The following is a 19,303-nucleotide window of genomic DNA, read 5'->3' as shown; positions in this document are numbered from 1 at the left end:
TGAGCACGAGCAGGAAAGTAATATTTCCCCCACGCTTGTTGTTGATTTTCACTGATGGTAGCCGTAATAGAATCAAACAAAGGTAAGTCTGAAAGTTGATGAGAAAACTGATCCACTGCGTCAAACAGTTGTTTATCATTATTCTTGGTTTGGTTAACAACAAACACCACTTTGTCGCTCATGGTGTCAGCAATGCTATCAAAAGCCTGCTGAGCCACCTTATCTTGTTGATTATCAGGCAGAAGCGCCAGGATATTAGTTTCAATAGGAAAGGCACCTTTTGAGTACCATTGATAACCAAACAACCCTGTAATCACACTCAATACCAATAACCAACCGACAGCAAGTTGTCGTGGTTTCATTAAGGTCGATTTCATACAATTAGAAAGTAAAGGCACGTAACTCTTCTTCTGTTAATACACTAGGTGTTGATGATTGGTTTGAAAATATCATCTCAGTGACGTCACCACGGACTTCTCTTAAAACAACACGATTCAAATACAAACCGCCTTCAATTTTAATCGTTTCAAACACACTGTTAATCGGTGCAGATTTCGGGGTTAACAATAAAATCCACCCTTCTTTTGAGCCTGTTAATGTCATGGTGAAATTTTCTTGAATCGCTTTAGTGTCGCCTTTGAATAAGGACAGAAATAAACGAGTAAAATAAAACGCCATTGGGTTTTCAGAATCATTCATAACCTGAGATTCCCCATTAATCGATTGGCGTAACTTATTCTTTGTTAGCGTTAAATAAATTGGAAATGGTGTGTTTTGTTGCCAAAGTAACCCTTTATCACGTTCTAACAAAAAAGTGCCTGACGTACTTAAAGGGTGGTTAAACATCTGCATGGTTCTGACTTGACTAAACTCACCACGAACCAGTGTTGATTGAGATAATTGTTGTTGTAAATCATCGACACTAAATGCAAAGCTATTCACACTAAATAATAAAAACAATGCCGCTATCCAAGCTGTTTTTCTATTCACTCTGTTACCCATTATGGTAAGCCTCTACTTTATCGGTAAATACATGAGGTGAAACAAAACACATCTCATCGCTTTCAATACTGACGGCTACCTGCATCGTGTGTCCTTTTGTCATACGCACCCCTGATTCGGCATCGTAAATAACATAATTCACACGCATTCGATTTTCCCATTCCGTTAATGTGGCAACAACTCGAATGGTATGATCATAACGAATTGATTTTACATAACGAACACCGACATCAATGATTGGCCAGACATAACCAGACTCAACCATATCATTGTAGCTATAACCAATTTTTTTCAACAGTTCATGACGTGCCGTCTCAAAAAATCGAAAATAGTTTCCATGGTAAATTATGCCCATCGGGTCTGCATCTTGAAAAGCCGTTGTGATCAACACCTCTGAACTCAATACGTTCAACGTTGATGATCCATCCGTGTTAATCACAGGGTTTGACATTAATAAAGTGTCCAATGTTGTTGTTGAATTTTTTCGATAAAATTACGTAAGTCATGCTCTAACGGTCGATCTTCATTCACAAATTCAAACTCAGACAATACCGCATCACGCATGGTTTTTAACTCAACGCTCAGTTCTTTATCACTCAATTCACCTTGTCTTTCACGTAAGACTAATGCTTGAGTTGCAGCAAGTAATGACGCTGAAGTCACTTGTTCTGTCAGCTGTAGAACACGTAAACAATCGCGTGATGCAATGGTGCCCATACTTACTTTATCTTGGTTATGACATTCAGTTGAACGTGAGAATACACTCGCAGGCATCGTGCCCTTAAGCGCTTCTGCTGTCCACGCTGAAATGCCGATTTGTACGGCTTTAAACCCGTGGTTAATCGGTTTACGCGCTCCTGTTGCACCCGTTAAGTTAAATGGTAAGCCGTTATTGAACTTATAGTCCATTAGCTGCGCCATTTGGCGATCCAGTAGATCAGCAATATTCGCAACCGCTGTTTTTAGCATGTCCATCGCCATTGCGATATGACCGCCGTAAAAGTGTCCACCATGCAGAACGCGTTCATTATCACCATCGATAATTGGATTATCATTGGCACTGTTTAACTCATTCTCAATCATTTGACGTAAGAAAGGCAGGCTATCTTGAAGTACACCAATAACATGAGGAGCACAACGCAGTGAATAGCGATCTTGCAGACGATCACTGTTTCTTGGTGGTGTTTCATTATGCAAATCAGAACGTAACCATGCCGCAATTTGTTGCTGACCTGGATGCGGTTTAACCGCAAATAACGCTTCATCAAAATGGAAGTCATTACCTTGCATACCCACAGACACCATGGCGGTAATTTTAGTCGCCATTTGCGCTAAATATTCAGCACGTTTGTAAGCTAAACAAGCAAGTGCTGTCATTACTGACGTACCATTCATTAATGCTAAACCTTCTTTTGGCTTTAGCTTAATTGGTTTAATATTCAACGCTTTAAACACGTCTGCCGTTGGACGGATTTCGCCTTTATAAATAACTTCACGTTCACCGATTAAAGTAGCTGCAAGATAAGATAATGGCGTTAAGTCACCGCTTGCACCTACCGATCCTTCTTGAGGAATACGAGGTGAAATGCCGTGATTAATTAGCGTCACAATTTGGTTTAATAAATCGTGAGTTACGCCGGATACACCCTGAGATAATGAACACAAACGTGTCGCTAATACTGCACGTGACTGTTGTTCGTCAAGGTTCTCGCCCAAGCCACAACCATGAAAACGAGTTAAATGCAGTGGCAGTTCATCCACTAAATCCATTGGAATAGCAACAGTACAAGAATCCCCATACCCTGTTGTTACACCATAAATAACGCCTTCTTCTCGTAAAAGACGTTCTAAAAATTCTACACCACGATCAATTTTGGCAGTGAATGCATCGGAATTATTAAGTTGTGCATCTGCACCATTTGCGATCTCAACAACGTCTTCAATCGTCAGACGTCCTTTACCAAATGTAATTGAATTAGTTGTCATCTTTCTTTCCAGTTAACTGCCAAAAATTAAAAAAGTTATACCATTGTGATGGTGCTTTCAGTGTGAAATGCTCTAAGCGTTGAGCATAGTTTTGCACGACTTTTTGTAAAGCCTCTTCTCGCTGTCCACGAGGTAATATAATTTGTTCTGAAAACGGTTCAAAATACACATCAAAACGAGGTTCTTTTTGTGTATCATCACGTAGTCCAAACATTAAATAAACGGGTTGTTTTAAAATTGAGGCCAACATAAATGGCCCTTGAGGAAAGGGGGCTGGTTTGCCTAAGAAATCAGCCCAAATGACACGATCTTCTTTTGTGACCGACGTTCTGTCACCCACAATCACTATCCATTCACCGGCATCAATTTTTTGTTGCAGTAAAATAGCGGTGTCTGGCCCCATTTTACCTACTTGAATCACGTTGACTTCAGATTGAGGGTTAACGGCTTTCATTACGGCATTAAAACGTTCAGCATGTTCAGTGAAAACCAACGCATTAATTTTAAGATCCTTGTGTCGACGACTGAGTGCACGACATAATTCTAGATTACCTAAATGAGATCCAAGCATGACAATGCCTTTTTCTCTGTTAAATAATTCTTCGTAATGCTCTACCCCATGAACCGTTAAATTTTTATCTGAAAAGTCTCCGCGCCACGCCGCAAGCTTATCTAACATCGTCTCACCAAAGGAAATAAGATGACGATAAGGAGATAATTTTTCAGGTAACACGATCCCTTTCACTCTTGCATACGCTTCAACTTGCTGAATATAATCATCAGATGCTTGTTTTACAGGACCGCCACGCAAGTAGTAATACGCCATAACCGGTTTTAGCAATAATGAGAAAACACTTCGCCCAAAAGTAGAATAAACCCACAACAGCAACTGCATTCCGAGAATGGTGCCACGTTCTGCATGAGCAGACCAATGGTCGCTTTGAACCGGTTTACGTTTTAGTAATGAAGGGATACGTGGCAACATGCCAAAAAACAGTTTGGTATGCATCCAGCTAATGTTTACGTTATCCCACAGCGCATCAAAGTGAGAGATCCCATTTTCAGGGTAAATAACACGAGTATTAATGAAACGGATATCGGTATCATTCCAGTACATTCGCACCATGATCTCAGTATCAAAATCCATGCGACGACCGATAACCGTTCGTTCGAGAACATTAATGGTTGGACCTACTGGATACGAGCGAAAGCCACACATGCTGTCTTTAATAGAGAAAGACAGTGTTTCTATCCATACCCAAACATGAGTGACATAACGGCCATATAAACGAGATTTAGGAACGGACTCATCATAAACAGGTTGCCCTGAAATCAATGCCGTTGGATGCAGCTGGGATTCTTTAATCAATTGAGGTAATGCGGCTAAGTCATGCTGACCATCGGCATCAATTTGAATGGTATGACTGAAGCTTTGTTGATAAGCGGCTTCAATACCCGCGATAACGGCTCCGCCTTTCCCTTGATTTTTACTTAACGTAATCAAGGTTACAGAAGCATTGTCTTCTGCTACTTTCATTAAAATTTTCTTTGTTTCGTTTTCACTACCATCATCAACAATTAAAATTGGATAATTGAATGAACTCAATGCATCAACAACCTTTGGAACAGTTTCACCATGGTTGTAGCACGGAATTAAAAAACAAGGACGGAAAGTAGTCATTTTTATTGCCCTAATAGAATTCGGCCAGAAGAATGTTTATGAATGCTATCACTCTGATGTGATGTAAATGAAAAATACAGTTTTTCTGTTTCTTTCACCCACTTTAAATCCAATATTACTTCTGTATTTGGTAAAATTGGTTCTTGAAACTTGAGTACTTCCATCCCTTTAAACACGGAATTCGCGTTCAAATACACTTGACCATAATAAACGGCCCAATCAACCTGAGTCACCCCTGGTAATAAGGGATGACCAGGGAAGTGCCCAGTAAAATCCAAAATATCGGCGTCTATTTTCATCGTAATAACGACACTTGAATGCGCATCATCTTGAATGACGACTTCGGTGGACAGAATTGTCGGCTTACGTTTTGTCATGAGTACTTCTTTTAATCATTAATGTCATTAAACAGCTGCTGTAAATCACGCATTTGGCGTTTACCTTGGCTATTTAATGGAACTTCATCTACCGCTCTGAATCGTCTAGGGATCCCTACTGGTTCTAACCATTCTCTCAGTTCAGAGCGTAATTTGAGCCAAAACTTCCCTTTTGACCCCTGTTGCATTAATTCGTTCCCAGCGTCAGAAAGCACAATAACAGCACCTAAAACAGTGCGTTTTTCTTCTTCCATCGGAATAACGGCGGCGTCATCTATCCACATTAACTGTGTTAAACGTTTTTCAACTTCCGTTAATGAAAGACGCTTTTCTTCAATTTTAATGACTCGATCAACTCGGCCTTTCAATATAAATTGACCATTTTCAAGCAAATCGCAGTAATCGCTCGTTGGGTACCATAGTATGTCATCAATGAATGGAGACAGTAATTCCAAACAATGCTCAATATTCAAGCGCGCTTGATGAGACGGAAAAAACGTCCACAATGAACTGGGTTCGGTTTGCTGGCGATAACCCACCCCACCCGTTTCTGTACTGCCATACACTTCAAATGGTCGTGATGATAATTTAGCCTCACTTTGATCCGCGCCTTCGATCGCTAATGGGCCACCCGAAGAAAATACCACCTGATACTCATTATAGCCTTCATGGTCAATAAGACGTTTTAATAAAGCGGGACTACAAACCAAGGTCTTTGGCTGTGATGAGTGATGAGATAAAATTTGCTCAGGATAAATGAAATTTGTTTGGCTAAACGCGCGTCCTGAACACAATGGCCACAGAACTCGGAACAATAAGCCATAAATATGTTGATGAGAAACGGTGCTATAACATTCCGAGTCTTTGACTTTTTCACCCCACAACAATTCTAATTGTTGTATTTCATTATCCAATAATTGCAGGGTCTTATTAATGGGTTTAGGGGTATCGGTTGAGCCCGATGTAAACAGCGTTAACGGTATATCACACAAAGAAAGAGGCGATAGTATTTCTGTATGTTGAATCGATAAATCTACAGCATTGTAGTTAATATGGATCTCACAAGGCATCGTTTCAATAATGTCATCATGCAATAACGCATCAAAATGTTGAGCCAATTCAGCCAAGGCCGCGGGCTGATGATTTCCCGGTAAAATAAGATGCTTACCCGCATGAGCCAATGCCATAAACGCCACAGAAAAAGCATAGCTATTTTCAAAACACAGCGCCCATTTTTTCTGAGGTTTATCGCTTAAATACGCACTGAAAATTTGAACGTCTTGTTGAAATTTTTCATAACCAGTAACGTTATGTTGCTCATCAAAACACACGGAATGAAAGGCATTAGATTGTAATGTCAGATGGGAAAGTGATGTGTAGGTCATGCTTCTTTTCTCTTTATCCATTGGCGAACTAACCACTCACTCACAAATAATGTTCCAATAAGCAAATAACTAATAAAACCGTTATACAGCATCCATACTTTCATCTCTAAAAAACAAGTTGTGAGAGAAATAGAGCCGTTAATAACAAAAAATACACACCAAATTTTCGTCACTGTTCTTGTGTATTCAATACCGCTTTGTGGTAGCTCAGGCTCTTGAAGACGAGCAAAACGTTCAATCATGCTTTGAGGTTGAAATAAAGTCCAAAAGAAGACACAAAACATGACGACATTGACGATCACAGGATAAAAAGTAAACCACCCTTCAGATCGAAATATCCAGCCTAAACCCGCAAGTATTATCCCTGCCGCTCCACTGATCATCGCTATGTATTTTAGCTCTTTAATCGGAACTTGTTTTCCACCAACCATTCGCACTAAAAACAACACCGCTAGCACGCCTGCTACTGTCGTAATTCCACCAAAGTGAAGACCGTAGTAAACCGCTAGCGGATAGGCAAGCAGTGCAATGGCTGACAATACCGTCAGCCAACGCATTATTTTAAAAGTGCAGCGACTGAATTAACAACGTCTTCGACAGTACGAACTTCTTTAAATTCTTCTGGTTTAATCTTTTTGCCTGTCACTTTTTGCAAGTGGACAACCAAATCAACCGCATCAATGCTGTCTAAGTCCAGATCGGTATATAATTTAGCATCCAACGTAATGTCAGCGGCATCAATTTCAAATAACTCAACCAGCGCAGACGTCACTTGCTCTAATACTTGTTCTTTATTCACATCAGTCATTTTAGTTTCTACGCCTTATTTTCAGTAATGTAAGCCGCTAAATTAGCCACTGATGCAAAATGTTCACGTGTATTGGTATCATCAGCATCTAACACTAAGTTGTATTTTTTCTTAATAGCTAACCCCAATTCTAACGCATCAATTGAATCTAGACCTAAGCCATCGCCAAACAAAGGGGCTTCTGTTTCAATATCATCCACTGAAATATCTTCTAGATTTAATGCTTCAATGATTAATAATTTAAGTTCGTTGTGTAATGCTTCCATCAATGACCTACTTTTTTTCGTTTGATGAGTTAAATTCATTTATTGGATACAAAGCTGTATCTAAAAATCGATTAAAATTTCGAGCGGCTGATGGCAATGAATCAGCTTCTTCAATAAAAGAGGCGATCGTGACCTTCTCTTTTACTTGGACATGAAAGAATGGACGCACATCAGGGACTTCATACCATTTTGCTTCTTTCGTCAAAAAGCTTGGTGCCACACTAATATGTACAATTCGAACATCACTTTCACTGCGTACTGCTATTTGAGCAGCACCTCGCTGTAATTTTGATTGAACGCCAGGCGTTGTTCTTGTCCCTTCAGGAAAGACAAGTAAAATATTTCCTGAATTGAGTTTTTCTGAACAATCATCTAAAAACACTTCGGGTTCACGATTTGGAATGTAGCCAGCGGCCCTCACAATCCCACGTATAAAGGGATTATGCCATAAAGCCGCCTTAACAATACAGTCACACTGCGGTAATTGTGAAGCAATTAAAACATAATCAATTAAGCTAGGATGATTTGCGACAATTAAACAATTATGGTCTTCTCGTAACAATTCAGCGCCATCAAATTGGTATTTAATGGCTCGGCTATAATGCATTGTTTTACAAAAAAGAAGAAAGCTACGTTGAATGATCAACTGCACACGTATTTCACGTTGTTTGGCGTTTTTAGCCGTAAACGTCAGTGTCGGAAATATCACAAAAGTTAAACAAAGAGCACCAATACCAAACAACGAAAAACAAATTCCCGTCGCTATAATTCGCCAATATTTATCTATTCGTGAGAGTACTGTCATTCTACTTAATACGCGTCCATGTCCATTGAGTTGATTTACTGTCAACATTCCACTTATCCTTTGATCCTACTAAGTTAGCAATACATTGCAACCCATGAGGCAAGGATGAAGAACTGATTGATGGTTTATTGTTCCATGCAATCGAAATATCTTGTCCACTGCTTAATATCAACCCTAATGCGTAGCCTTGATAAGTGTCCGTTTCAAATTCTTTATAATGGGAAGACGTCGGTTCATCAAAATCCACCACTAATACATTATGGTCTGGATTTTCATAAAGATAGGCTGCGGCTTCAACTAATGCTGAGTGAAAGGTATTTTCTCCGGCGGCAATAGAGGTCACCGGAATTGGTTTTTTGGCACTAATCGTAAATAAACCAGAGGCCGTATTATGAACCGATTGAGAGAACGCCATTGGAGAAGCATCTTCTCCTTTTAAAATATCTTCAAGTAATGTCGTGGTTCTGGTTAATTCACCATGACGGCTTGCAAAAACCAAATAATCTATCGAATTATGTTCAGAGAGCGTTAAGGCAGTTTGAACCGCTAATTTACTCAATGAACTCATTCGACGTCGAGCCATCGCAGGAATTTTATCAACCGGTATTTTACCGTCTTCTGGCCAAGTAAAATCACTTTCTGACCATAGAAGCCAATCACTTCGATTTTCTAATCCAGTCGAAATTGCGTGCCAGTCGATTATATTAAAATTTGCGTATGCCATGATGCCCATCTAATAGTAAAAACATTACAATTTGTAACTATAGTCGTATAGGATATATGAATTCAGTGACTTGGCGCAAATACAAAAGCGGCAAAGCATACGGTAAACATATAAATAGATGCATAAATAAGGGTTATATATGTCATTTAAGAAATCAATATTACTGACAATAAGTGCATTATTATTAAGTAGTTGTGCTAGCGTTATCCCACTAACTGACAAAACAACAGGTGAAGATTTATCTCACACGACAAAACCAGTTTATACATTAGTCAATCTACACCCTGATTCAAATCGCCTTAAACTTTATTCTGTTAATTACCAACAAGATGGCTTAATTCCACTTTGCTCTCAAGTCGATATCATTAGCCTAAATAGCAAGCGATTGACCTTCAAAGTCAAATCATCCGACCAACAATATACCTTAGATAAACACAAATCCTCCCCTGACTTCACAGCATACTTAAGCCATTATTTTGGTACTGAATGTAATACCTCAAAAGTAAATGCATTAAGCACTTTAGACCAACAAGGTATCAAAGACGGTATTGTTAAAGAAGGCATGACAAAAGAAGCGGTAGAATATGCGATCGGCTTCCCACCAAAGCACAGAACACCGAGTTTAGACGGCAACGAATGGTTATATTGGAAAAGCCGATTTAATACGTTTAAAGTTCAATTTAAAGATAATGTCGTTTCAAAAATTATCGACTAATCTATTGATACCTAATTCATATCTGTCATTTCTTGCTTTTGAACAAGGTTTACACCGATACAGCTGATATGATCCATTTACTTTCTAATAATATGGCCAATTTTGTGACCCAATATACTAATGACCCTTTTAATGCCTTAGAAGCAAAAACTGAAGCTCAAAAACTCTCTTTTGCTCCTATCGTTTTTCATACTGCTCGTACATTGAGAGATTTAGGTATTCTTGCCGCATTAGACAAGGCAGGAAACCTAGGATTAAACGCACAACAATTGTCAGAAAACACTGGTATCTCTGAATATGGTGTCAAAGTACTATTGGATATGGCGTTAAGTGCTCATATTGTCACGTGGAATGAACCTAATTATATTCAAGCCAATTTAGGTCACTTTTTATTGCATGATGGCATGACAAACGCCAATTTAGATTTCACGGCAGATGTATGCTATGCCGCGATGATGCATTTAACGGAATCAATAAAAGAAGGAACGCCAGCAGGCTTAAAAGAGCTTGGTGATTGGCCTACAATCTATGAAGGATTGTCTCGTTTACCAGAGAAAGCAAAAGAAAGCTGGTTTAAGTTTGATCACTTCTATTCTGACCGTTCATTCCCAATATTATTAGAAAAAGTATTGAGCCAAAAACCTCAACGTTTGTTTGATATTGGCGGCAATACAGGGAAATGGGCTTTAGAGTGTTGTAAATACGATTCTGACGTTAACGTTACGATTATCGATTTACCACAGCAAATTGAAATGGCGTTAAAAAACGCAGAACAGCAAGGCTTTGCCGATCGTATTAACGGCCATCCTACTAATATGTTAGATAAAACACTGCCATTACCTCAAGGTGCTGATGTCTGGTGGATGAGCCAATTTCTAGATTGCTTCTCTCCAATGGAAATATTAAGCATTCTTAAGCGTGTTCGTGCCGCTATGTCCATCGATGCTAAAGTCTATATTCTTGAGCTGTTTTGGGATGCTCAAAAGTACGATGCTGCGTCATACAGTTTAAATGCAACATCGCTATACTTTACTTGTTTAGCAAACGGAAACAGTCGTTTTTATCGTTGCGGTGATTTCTTAGAGATCATTAGCGAAGCTGGATTCATTGTTGCGGAACAAACGAATAATATTGGATTAGGTCATACTCTACTTGAACTTAAAGCCAAATAACGCTTAAACCATAGCAACATCCCTATTAAAAAATAAAACAATGGCAGGTGGTAATACACCTGCATGAATGAGGAATTTCTGTGTCTACACCACAATCAACCCACGTTGCCATTATTGGTGCAGGCCCATCAGGGTCTATTGCTGCTGCGTTGCTTAAAAAGCACAATATCGATTGTATCGTACTAGAAAAATCCACTTTTCCTCGTTTTTCTATTGGCGAGAGTTTACTTCCTGCTTGCATGGAATCAATCAAAAAAGCAGGCATGCTTGATGCAGTAAAAAATGCCTCTTTTCAATACAAAAATGGCGCAGCATTTCATTTTAACGGCACGTTTACTTCCTTTGATTTTACGGACAAATTTTCAGACGGTGCTGGAACAACCTTTCAAGTTCAACGTGGTAATTTTGATAAAGTTTTAGCTGATAGCGCCCAAGAGCAAGGGGTTGAAATTCGTTACCAACACGAAATTACCGATGTTGATATTTCTCAACCTAAAGCGCTACTTTCTGTTTTAGATGCTGATGGTAACCCTTATCAAGTTGAAGCCGATTTTGTCTTAGATGCAAGTGGATTTGGACGTGTATTACCAAAACTACTAGATCTTGAAGAACCTTCTTGTCTTCCACCACGAAAAGCTATTTTCACTCACATTAATGACAATATTACTGATGTTAACTATGACAGAAATAAAATCCTTATCTCTGTACATCCAACCAATACGCAGGTGTGGTATTGGTTAATTCCATTCAGTAATGGAACCTGCTCTTTTGGTGTCGTTGGTGAACCTGAGTTCTTCGACCTATATCCTGAAGATAATATTGAAGCATTAAAAAAATTAGCAACTGAAGACAGTAATCTTAAACAGCTACTGGCTGCGGCTGAATACCCAAATCCATCCGGTCAAATTATGGGTTACTCGGCGAATGTCTCTAAGCTATTTGATCGTAATTTTGCTTTATTAGGTAACGCTGGCGAGTTTCTTGACCCAGTGTTCTCTTCTGGCGTAACCATCGCGATGAAATCGGCAGAGTTAGCCGCTGATTTATTAATTAAGCAATTCAACCAAGAAGAGGTTGATTGGCAAGTTGATTATTCAGACAAACTAATGAAGGGCGTAAATACATTCCGTTGCTATGTGGAAGGATGGTATGAAGGATCATTTCAGGACGTTATTTTTCATGACGATCCAAACCCTAAGATTAAACAAATGATCTGTGCCATTTTAGCAGGCTATGCATGGGATGAAGAAAACCCGTTTGTCGCAGAACCAGAACGTCGTTTGAAAGTTATTGCTGAACTATGTAAACCTGTAACTAAATAACCTCAACACAAGCTTAAAAGTCCTGGAAACAAAAAGGCAGTCTAAAAATAGACTGCCTTTTTTATTTTGATTTAATAAGTAATGATTAGACTTGTTCACTCTCGATAACCGCTTTTAAACTGTGTGGATGCAATTTAATACACACTCCTTGATACTTAAAAGCCACGGTATAATTTGCAATTCGTTCTGCTTCACCAGATGGACAACTCTGCTTTACTTTTACACCTAAAGACGCCAATTCTGACCACTTTTCTTTAAGTATAGGAAATATAGAAAATAAGTAAGTCAGAAATTCTTCTTGAGAATTAACCTCACACGGTATTACCCATTCAATATGCTCCCACCCTTGTTGAGGGTAAGTTTTCTCTCCAGGATAAGGTAATTCTAAACATTCAATAGACCATCCACGACTCTCTAAAGGTTGATTAAAACCTAAAGCGATAATTGGACGACCATTAATCTCGTTATTTGACCATTCTGTTGCCTGTTGCAGCCACATTTGATGCGCTGCTTGAGCAACGCCGCGATCATTAATTCGCAAAGCAATATGATCCGCTTGATATTCGGTTAAATCCAAACCCAGTACATTCAACAAGACTTGAATTTTATCCATAAAAGCAGGTAACACACAAATTAACTGCTGAGGCTCTAATTGTTGTTCTTTTAATAATAGTGATGACATGAGGGCAACCTAACGATTGAAGAAGAGAAACCGAATTGTAGCAACCTCTTTACTTGATGTTTAGACTCTTAAGAAAAAATAGCAGAAACTATTAAATATCCCCTATTTTATTGCTATTATTAGCGACTATTTTGCTTTCCATGCAACAGCATTCCTGTTTAACAGCGATATGAAGGATAACTCTTTGAATATTCAATCACTTATTAACGACAAAGTTTCTCAAGCGTTAGAAGCAGCCGGCGCGCCAGCGGGCAGCCCTGCCGCCGTTCGTCAATCTGCAAAAGCTCAATTTGGTGACTACCAAGCTAACGGCGTAATGGGCGTAGCTAAGCGACTAGGTACAAACCCGCGAGAATTTGCTCAGAAAGTACTGGATGTTTTAGATCTTGATGGCATCGCTAGCAAAACTGAAATTGCAGGCCCTGGCTTCATTAACATTTTCTTGTCTGAAGAATTTCTAGCTAAGCAAGCAGAAGCTGCTTTAGCTGACGAACGTCTAGGCGTAGCACTAGAAACCAAACAAAATATCGTAGCCGATTACTCAGCACCAAACGTTGCTAAAGAAATGCACGTAGGTCACCTTCGTTCAACCATCATTGGTGATGCTGTTGTTCGTACTCTTGAGTTTTTAGGCCACAACGTGACTCGTGCTAACCACATCGGTGACTGGGGTACTCAATTTGGTATGCTTATCGCAAACCTTGAGCGCATCCAAAAAGAGAAAGGCGAAGTTTCTATGGAACTGTCTGATCTTGAAGGTTTCTACCGTGAATCTAAAAAACTGTACGACGAAGATGAAGAGTTTGCCGTAACAGCCCGTGGTTACGTTGTTAAACTTCAAGGTGGCGACGCTTTCTGTGCAGACATGTGGAAAAAATTAGTCGACGTTACAATGGTTCAAAACCAACGTAATTATGACCGTCTAAATGTATCATTAACTCGTGATAACGTGATGGGCGAAAGTATGTATAACAGCATGCTTGCACCTATTGTTGCGGATCTTCAAGAAAAAGGCCTAGCAGTAGAAAGTGATGGCGCTCAAGTTGTTTACCTTGACGAATACAAGAACAAAGATGGCGACCCAATGGGTGTTATCGTTCAAAAACGTGATGGTGGTTTCCTTTACACAACAACAGATATTGCTTGTGCTAAATACCGTTTCGAAGAACTGAACGCAGATCGCGTACTTTACTTCATCGATTCACGTCAGCATCAACATCTGATGCAAGCGTGGACTATCGTTCGTAAAGCGGGTTATGTTCCTGAGAGTGTTTCTTTAGAGCACCATGCGTTTGGCATGATGCTAGGTAAAGATGGTCGCCCATTTAAAACTCGTGCAGGTGGTACCGTTCGTCTTGCTGATCTTCTTGATGAAGCAGAGCAACGCGCAATTGCACTGATCGAAGAGAAAAACAAAGATCTATCAACTGAAGAAAAAGCAAAAATTGCAACGACCGTCGCAATGGCTGCCGTGAAGTACTCAGATCTTTCTAAGCACCGTACAACCGATTACATCTTTGATTGGGACAACATGCTTGCCTTTGAAGGTAATACTGCCCCTTATATGCAATATGCTTACACTCGTGTAGCATCTATCTTCAGCAAAGCAGACCTATCGATGGATAATCTAGCTGGCGAAGTTAAGATCACTGATGAGAAAGAGAAAGCATTAATTACTAAATTAATGCAGTTTGAAGAAGCAGTACAAGCAGTAGCAAGTGAAGGTCAACCTCACTTAATGTGCGCATACTTATTTGAACTTGCTGGCCAGTTCTCTAGCTTCTACGAAGCGTGCCCTATCCTTAACAACGAAGATGAAACAGTTAAGCAAAGCCGCCTGAAGTTAGCGGCATTAACGGCTAAGACAATCAAACAAGGTCTAGATCTATTAGGTATTGAAACGCTAGAGCGTATGTAATCTTTATCTAAACCATAAGATCAAAAAAAGGAGCTAATTAGCTCCTTTTTTTTATTTCTAGATTTATTGTAATAAAGTATTAAAACCAACGTTCTAATGCTGTTTTATCTAGTTGTTTAAACGCTTTATTCAAAATATTCGCAAGATCTTTATATCGAGGTCTCTGTTTAAGTGGCTCTAATGCCGCCCCGGATTCGATAATTTTTTGATAAAGCTCTCTGTACCAATTTACTAATGTTGGTGGCAATTTAGTATTCGCTCGATTACCTAACCACCAAAATCCTTGCAAAGGCATACTAATAGCAAAGAGTGCAATAATGATGGATTGTGGTAACGCCGCTGAATTATTAAACACCATTTGAGTCAATACGCTGATCACAGCGACTGCTGGCATCACTTTAACAGCAAATTTAGTTGCCTTAATCACTCGCTGTTCAGGGAACATCGGTGCTAACTCTTTACGTTCAGGCCACGTATCCATATACGTCTGACCATCTTTAAATCGGAATAAAAAGCCGTTATCACTCATTTTGCCCCCTCCGATAACTAAACAAAAGTTTAATCATTCAAAAAAATACAGAATAAACTTGATTAGAATTAATATTATCTTAAAATATTTTTGTTATCTTAGCGCACAATCGTTATCCTATGCACTGATTTATCTTTTGCTATAGTTCTACTATAAGCTAAAAAAGGATAAATCGGCAAGGACTGCTGTAATGCTCTTTCTAAGGATAGCTAATTTTTTTGTACAAATGTGGGATTTTTCGTTAACTCACTACATTTGTCATGCTATATCGTTGCGATATAGCTTAATTACTGATGAATAAATAGGTATTTATACATGTCTAAGCTGGTTTTAGTTTTAAACTGCGGTAGTTCTTCTCTTAAATTTGCGGTTATTGACGCAGAATCTGGTGCAGAGCACTTAACTGGTCTTGCTGAGTGTCTTGGTCTTCCTGAAGCGCGTATTAAGTGGAAACTTGATGGCAAGCACGAAGCTCAACTAGGTGAAGGTGCTGCTCACGAAGAAGCTCTATCGTTTATGGTTGAATCTATTCTTGCTTCTAAGCCAGAGCTTAAAGCTAACCTAGGCGCAATCGGTCACCGTATCGTACACGGTGGTGAGCAATTCACTTCATCTGCTCTTATCACTGACGAAGTGCTTAAAGGTATTCAAGACGCTGCAACTTTTGCACCTCTTCATAACCCTGCTCACATCATTGGTATCGAAGCGGCTAAACACAACTTCCCTGAACTTCAAAACGTTGCTGTGTTTGATACTGCATTCCACCAAACAATGCCTGAAGAGTCTTACCTATACGCTCTACCATACAACCTATACACAGATCACGGTATTCGTCGTTACGGTATGCACGGTACTTCTCACCTGTTCATCACTCGTGAAGTTGCTGGCCTATTAAACAAGCCAGTTGAAGAAGTAAACATCATCAACTGTCACCTAGGTAACGGCGCATCTGTATGTGCAATCAAGAACGGTCAATCTGTAGATACTTCGATGGGTCTTACTCCTCTTGAAGGTCTAGTAATGGGTACTCGTTGTGGTGATATCGATCCTGCGATCATTTTCCACCTACATGACGCACTAGGTTACTCTGTTGAACAAATCAACACGATGCTAACTAAAGAGTCTGGCCTACAAGGTCTAACTCAAGTGACTTCTGACTGTCGTTTTGTTGAAGACAACTACGGTGAAAAAGAAGAAGCAACTCGTGCGATGGATGTATTCTGTCACCGTCTAGCTAAATACGTTGCAGGCTACACAGCAACTCTAGAAGGTCGTCTAGACGCAATCACTTTCACTGGCGGCATCGGTGAAAACTCTGCTCCAATCCGTGAAATGGTTCTTAACCGTTTAGGTATTTTCGGTATCGAAGTTGATAACGAAGCAAACCTTAAAGCACGTTTTGGTGGTGAAGGTACTATCACTACAGCAAACAGCCGCGTTCCTGCTATGGTTATCTCTACTAACGAAGAGCTAGTAATCGCAGAAGACACAGCTAAACTAACTGGTCTATAATCTCTCCTAAAAGGCTAGCCACTAGGTTAGCCTTTTTTCTTTCTATGGCTTTATTCTTTAAATAAAGTCTCTTGCCCCAATAGTTTAGAGGAATCTTCCATGTCTCGTACTATTATGCTTGTTCCAATCAGTGCTGGTGTTGGTCTAACTAGCGCAAGTTTGGGTGTTTTACGTTCTATGGAACGTAAAGGCGTAAGCGTTTCTTTTTACAAACCTATCTCTCAACCTCGTCACGGTGGTGATCAACCTGATCTAACTACGTCAATTGTGACTAGCAGCAGCGATATTAAAGCAGCAGAACCTACAACAGTTTCTCGTGCAGAAGAACTTCTACGTAACGATCAAACTGATGTTCTTTTAGAAGAAATCGTTGCTCGTTATAAGTCTATCAGTGAAGATACTGATGTGACTCTTATCGAAGGTCTTGTTCCTACTCGTAAGCACCCATTTGCTAACCAATTAAATGGTGAAATTGCAAAAACTCTGGGCGCTGAGATTGTATTTGTAGCGACTCCTGGTACAGACAACCCTTCTCAACTTAAAGAGCGTATCGAAGTAGCATGTTCTAACTTCGGCGGCACTAAAAACAAACAAATCGCTGGTGTTATCATCAACAAGCTTAATGCGCCTGTTGATGAAGCCGGTCGTACTCGCCCAGACCTATCTGAAATCTTTGATGATGCAGATGCAACGACTAAGACTAATCTTGAAGTAATGCAAATCTTCAACTCTAGTCCTATTCGTGTTCTTGGTTGTGTGCCTTGGAAAATCGATCTAATCGCTACGCGTGCTATCGATATGGCTAAGCACCTTAATGCTGAAATCATCAACGAAGGTGAAATCGCGACTCGTCGCATTAAGAGCATCACTTTCTGTGCACGTTCTCTACCGCACATGATTGAGCACTTCAAACCAGGTTCTCTATTAGTAACTTCTGCCGACCGTCCTGACGTTATCGTTGCTGCATGTCTTGCTGCAATGAACGGCGTTGAAATCGGTGCTATCTTACTAACTGGTGGTTACGAAATTCCACAATCAATCGCTGATCTTTGTAAGCCTGCACTAGATGCTGGTCTTCCAATCTTCACGGCTCAAGGTAACACTTGGCAGACTTCTCTAAATCTACAAAGCTTCAGCCTTGAAGTTCCTGCAGATGATAAAGAGCGTATTGAGTTTGTTAACGAACACGTTGCTAGCCACATTGATGGCCCTTGGATTGATTCACTATCTGAAGGTACTGAAGGCATCCGTCGTCTGAGCCCACCAGCGTTCCGTTACCAGTTAACTGAATTTGCTCGTAAAGCGGCTAAGCGTATCGTCCTTCCTGAAGGTGATGAACCTCGTACAGTTAAAGCCGCGGCTATCTGTTCTGAGCGTGGTATCGCGACTTGTGTTCTTCTTGGTAATCCTGAAGAGATCCGTCGTGTTGCAGCACAACAAGGTGTTGAACTTGGCGCAGGCGTTGAGATCATCGATTCTGAATCTGTACGTGAAAAGTACGTTGCTCGTTTAGTTGAGTTACGTGGCGCGAAAGGCATGACTGAAGTTGTGGCTCGTGAGAAACTAAAAGATTCGGTATTCCTTGGTACTATGATGCTTGAAGCGGGTGAAGTTGACGGTCTTGTTTCTGGTGCGGTTCATACCACAGCAAACACGATTGTTCCTCCATTCCAAATCATCAAAACAGCCCCTGATGCTTCTATCGTATCTTCTATCTTCTTCATGCTTCTGCCTGATCAAGTACTTGTATACGGTGACTGTGCGATCAATCCTGATCCAACCGCTGAGCAACTTGCTGAAATCGCTATCCAATCTGCTGACTCTGCAGCGGCATTTGGTATCGACCCTCGCGTTGCAATGATCTCTTACTCTACTGGTGAATCTGGTAAGGGTGCAGACGTTGATAAAGTACGTGAAGCAACCAAACTTGCTCAAGCAAAACGTCCTGATCTGATCATCGATGGTCCTCTTCAGTACGATGCAGCTATCATGGAAAATGTAGCCGCTTCTAAAGCGCCTAATTCTCCTGTTGCTGGTAAAGCAACTGTATTTGTATTCCCTGACCTAAACACTGGTAATACAACGTACAAAGCGGTTCAACGTTCTGCTGACCTAGTATCTATCGGTCCAATGCTTCAAGGTATGCGCAAGCCTGTAAATGACTTGTCTCGTGGCGCTCTAGTAGACGATATCGTTTACACAGTAGCACTAACGGCTATCCAAGCGTCTCAAGCTGAAGAAGCAGAGAAAGCTGAAAAAGTAATTAACTAATTTTACACCTTAGTAATTAAGGCTTAGTTAACGAAAATAGAAAGACACGCGATGAAAATTGCGTGTCTTTTTTTGTTCTTAAAACAGGGACGAGTCCCTAAATTCTCGTCCCTCTTTCCCTTTCGCCCATAAAAAACGAGAGCCAATT

Annotated in this window: 19 protein-coding genes and 1 pseudogene; 6 read left to right on the top strand and 14 right to left on the bottom strand. The window is 40.1% G+C overall.

Going from position 1 to position 19,303, the window contains the following annotated elements; translation table 11 throughout:
• From AACV33_RS07665 to AACV33_RS07610, 12 genes and pseudogenes are all read right to left on the bottom strand, one after another.
• Positions 1-362 (bottom strand): annotated as a pseudogene (locus tag AACV33_RS07665) (MMPL family transporter); the annotation flags it as partial.
• 19 nt (positions 363-381) lie between these two features.
• Positions 382-990, bottom strand: coding sequence for a LolA family protein (locus AACV33_RS07660; protein ID WP_339379720.1), 609 nt, complete (start codon positions 988-990; stop codon positions 382-384).
• A gap of 4 nt (positions 991-994) precedes the next feature.
• Positions 995-1,453, bottom strand: a complete 459-nt coding sequence (locus AACV33_RS07655; RefSeq protein WP_017022074.1) for an acyl-CoA thioesterase — start codon at positions 1,451-1,453, stop codon at positions 995-997.
• On the bottom strand, positions 1,453-2,988 hold the full coding sequence (locus AACV33_RS07650) for an HAL/PAL/TAL family ammonia-lyase (RefSeq protein ID WP_023603826.1): 1,536 nt from the start codon (positions 2,986-2,988) through the stop codon (positions 1,453-1,455). Before AACV33_RS07650 ends, AACV33_RS07655 begins: the two co-directional genes overlap by 1 nt.
• On the bottom strand, positions 2,978-4,669 hold the full coding sequence (locus AACV33_RS07645; protein ID WP_182700068.1) for a glycosyltransferase family 2 protein: 1,692 nt from the start codon (positions 4,667-4,669) through the stop codon (positions 2,978-2,980). Before AACV33_RS07645 ends, AACV33_RS07650 begins: the two co-directional genes overlap by 11 nt.
• Before the next feature lie 2 nt (positions 4,670-4,671).
• Positions 4,672-5,046 (bottom strand): ApeI family dehydratase, encoded by a 375-nt coding sequence (locus AACV33_RS07640; protein ID WP_012550630.1) that lies wholly within the window; start codon positions 5,044-5,046, stop codon positions 4,672-4,674.
• Between the two features lie 11 nt (positions 5,047-5,057).
• The gene (locus tag AACV33_RS07635) at positions 5,058-6,431 is read right to left on the bottom strand and encodes an AMP-binding protein (RefSeq protein ID WP_255458552.1); all 1,374 of its coding nucleotides are present in this window, start codon (positions 6,429-6,431) and stop codon (positions 5,058-5,060) included.
• Positions 6,428-6,988 carry a hypothetical protein gene (locus tag AACV33_RS07630; RefSeq protein WP_017022077.1) on the bottom strand — a complete coding sequence of 187 codons (561 nt, stop codon included), beginning with the start codon at positions 6,986-6,988 and terminating at the stop codon, positions 6,428-6,430. Before AACV33_RS07630 ends, AACV33_RS07635 begins: the two co-directional genes overlap by 4 nt.
• Positions 6,988-7,239, bottom strand: coding sequence for an acyl carrier protein (locus AACV33_RS07625; protein ID WP_012550633.1), 252 nt, complete (start codon positions 7,237-7,239; stop codon positions 6,988-6,990). Before AACV33_RS07625 ends, AACV33_RS07630 begins: the two co-directional genes overlap by 1 nt.
• 8 nt (positions 7,240-7,247) lie before the next feature.
• Complete coding sequence (locus AACV33_RS07620; protein WP_012550634.1) at positions 7,248-7,505, bottom strand: phosphopantetheine-binding protein; 258 nt, start codon at positions 7,503-7,505, stop codon at positions 7,248-7,250.
• Positions 7,506-7,512: 7 nt separating this feature from the next.
• A complete protein-coding gene (locus AACV33_RS07615) occupies positions 7,513-8,310 on the bottom strand; it encodes a lysophospholipid acyltransferase family protein (RefSeq protein WP_017022078.1) in 798 nt (265 codons plus the stop codon).
• A 1-nt stretch (position 8,311) separates the two neighbouring features.
• The gene (locus AACV33_RS07610) at positions 8,312-9,043 is read right to left on the bottom strand and encodes a beta-ketoacyl synthase chain length factor (protein ID WP_017022079.1); all 732 of its coding nucleotides are present in this window, start codon (positions 9,041-9,043) and stop codon (positions 8,312-8,314) included.
• A gap of 130 nt (positions 9,044-9,173) precedes the next feature.
• Here AACV33_RS07610 and AACV33_RS07605 point away from each other — a divergent pair, with 130 nt between their 5' ends.
• The 3 genes from AACV33_RS07605 (at position 9,174) to AACV33_RS07595 (ending at position 12,243) form a co-directional block, all read left to right on the top strand.
• Complete coding sequence (locus AACV33_RS07605) at positions 9,174-9,749, top strand: hypothetical protein (protein ID WP_017022080.1); 576 nt, start codon at positions 9,174-9,176, stop codon at positions 9,747-9,749.
• 92 nt (positions 9,750-9,841) lie between these two features.
• Positions 9,842-10,921 (top strand): methyltransferase, encoded by a 1,080-nt coding sequence (locus AACV33_RS07600; RefSeq protein WP_220488638.1) that lies wholly within the window; start codon positions 9,842-9,844, stop codon positions 10,919-10,921.
• A gap of 80 nt (positions 10,922-11,001) precedes the next feature.
• Positions 11,002-12,243 (top strand): tryptophan 7-halogenase, encoded by a 1,242-nt coding sequence (locus AACV33_RS07595; RefSeq protein ID WP_182700066.1) that lies wholly within the window; start codon positions 11,002-11,004, stop codon positions 12,241-12,243.
• 85 nt (positions 12,244-12,328) lie between these two features.
• Here the strand turns inward: AACV33_RS07595 and AACV33_RS07590 are convergent, their stop codons facing one another.
• Positions 12,329-12,925, bottom strand: coding sequence for a VOC family protein (locus tag AACV33_RS07590; RefSeq protein ID WP_182700065.1), 597 nt, complete (start codon positions 12,923-12,925; stop codon positions 12,329-12,331).
• 184 nt (positions 12,926-13,109) lie between these two features.
• On the opposite strand from AACV33_RS07590, the gene argS reads away from it, so the two are divergent.
• Positions 13,110-14,843: an arginine--tRNA ligase gene (gene argS, locus AACV33_RS07585; protein ID WP_017022084.1), complete on the top strand. Its 1,734-nt coding sequence runs from the start codon at positions 13,110-13,112 to the stop codon at positions 14,841-14,843.
• 79 nt (positions 14,844-14,922) lie between these two features.
• On the opposite strand, the gene yfbV is transcribed toward argS, so the two are convergent.
• On the bottom strand, positions 14,923-15,372 hold the full coding sequence (yfbV, locus tag AACV33_RS07580) for a terminus macrodomain insulation protein YfbV (protein ID WP_182700064.1): 450 nt from the start codon (positions 15,370-15,372) through the stop codon (positions 14,923-14,925).
• Between the two features lie 315 nt (positions 15,373-15,687).
• Here yfbV and AACV33_RS07575 point away from each other — a divergent pair, with 315 nt between their 5' ends.
• Together AACV33_RS07575 and pta are read left to right on the top strand one after the other, a co-directional pair.
• Positions 15,688-16,884 (top strand): acetate kinase, encoded by a 1,197-nt coding sequence (locus AACV33_RS07575; protein WP_012550643.1) that lies wholly within the window; start codon positions 15,688-15,690, stop codon positions 16,882-16,884.
• Between the two features lie 99 nt (positions 16,885-16,983).
• Positions 16,984-19,155 carry a phosphate acetyltransferase gene (gene pta / locus AACV33_RS07570; protein WP_012550644.1) on the top strand — a complete coding sequence of 724 codons (2,172 nt, stop codon included), beginning with the start codon at positions 16,984-16,986 and terminating at the stop codon, positions 19,153-19,155.
• Positions 19,156-19,303: the final 148 nt, after the last annotated feature.

Source organism: Aliivibrio sp. SR45-2 (assembly GCF_963890165.1).
Taxonomy (GTDB): domain Bacteria; phylum Pseudomonadota; class Gammaproteobacteria; order Enterobacterales; family Vibrionaceae; genus Aliivibrio; species Aliivibrio salmonicida.
Note: the sequence above shows the minus strand (reverse complement) of the source record. Positions and strands in the feature narration are given on the sequence as shown.

Excerpts from the sequence above, each read along its gene's own strand:
- AACV33_RS07650 (WP_023603826.1), bottom strand. The coding sequence starts at position 2,988 with ATGACAACTAATTCAATTACATTTGGTAAAGGACGTCTGACGATTGAA.
- AACV33_RS07655 (WP_017022074.1), bottom strand. The coding sequence starts at position 1,453 with ATGTCAAACCCTGTGATTAACACGGATGGATCATCAACGTTGAACGTA.
- AACV33_RS07605 (WP_017022080.1), top strand. The coding sequence starts at position 9,174 with ATGTCATTTAAGAAATCAATATTACTGACAATAAGTGCATTATTATTA.
- AACV33_RS07590 (WP_182700065.1), bottom strand. The coding sequence starts at position 12,925 with ATGTCATCACTATTATTAAAAGAACAACAATTAGAGCCTCAGCAGTTA.
- AACV33_RS07615 (WP_017022078.1), bottom strand. The coding sequence starts at position 8,310 with ATGACAGTACTCTCACGAATAGATAAATATTGGCGAATTATAGCGACG.
- AACV33_RS07635 (WP_255458552.1), bottom strand. The coding sequence starts at position 6,431 with ATGACCTACACATCACTTTCCCATCTGACATTACAATCTAATGCCTTT.
- AACV33_RS07640 (WP_012550630.1), bottom strand. The coding sequence starts at position 5,046 with ATGACAAAACGTAAGCCGACAATTCTGTCCACCGAAGTCGTCATTCAA.
- AACV33_RS07620 (WP_012550634.1), bottom strand. The coding sequence starts at position 7,505 with ATGGAAGCATTACACAACGAACTTAAATTATTAATCATTGAAGCATTA.
- yfbV (WP_182700064.1), bottom strand. The coding sequence starts at position 15,372 with ATGAGTGATAACGGCTTTTTATTCCGATTTAAAGATGGTCAGACGTAT.
- pta (WP_012550644.1), top strand. The coding sequence starts at position 16,984 with ATGTCTCGTACTATTATGCTTGTTCCAATCAGTGCTGGTGTTGGTCTA.
- AACV33_RS07610 (WP_017022079.1), bottom strand. The coding sequence starts at position 9,043 with ATGGGCATCATGGCATACGCAAATTTTAATATAATCGACTGGCACGCA.
- AACV33_RS07630 (WP_017022077.1), bottom strand. The coding sequence starts at position 6,988 with ATGCGTTGGCTGACGGTATTGTCAGCCATTGCACTGCTTGCCTATCCG.
- AACV33_RS07625 (WP_012550633.1), bottom strand. The coding sequence starts at position 7,239 with ATGACTGATGTGAATAAAGAACAAGTATTAGAGCAAGTGACGTCTGCG.
- AACV33_RS07600 (WP_220488638.1), top strand. The coding sequence starts at position 9,842 with ATGGCCAATTTTGTGACCCAATATACTAATGACCCTTTTAATGCCTTA.
- AACV33_RS07575 (WP_012550643.1), top strand. The coding sequence starts at position 15,688 with ATGTCTAAGCTGGTTTTAGTTTTAAACTGCGGTAGTTCTTCTCTTAAA.
- AACV33_RS07645 (WP_182700068.1), bottom strand. The coding sequence starts at position 4,669 with ATGACTACTTTCCGTCCTTGTTTTTTAATTCCGTGCTACAACCATGGT.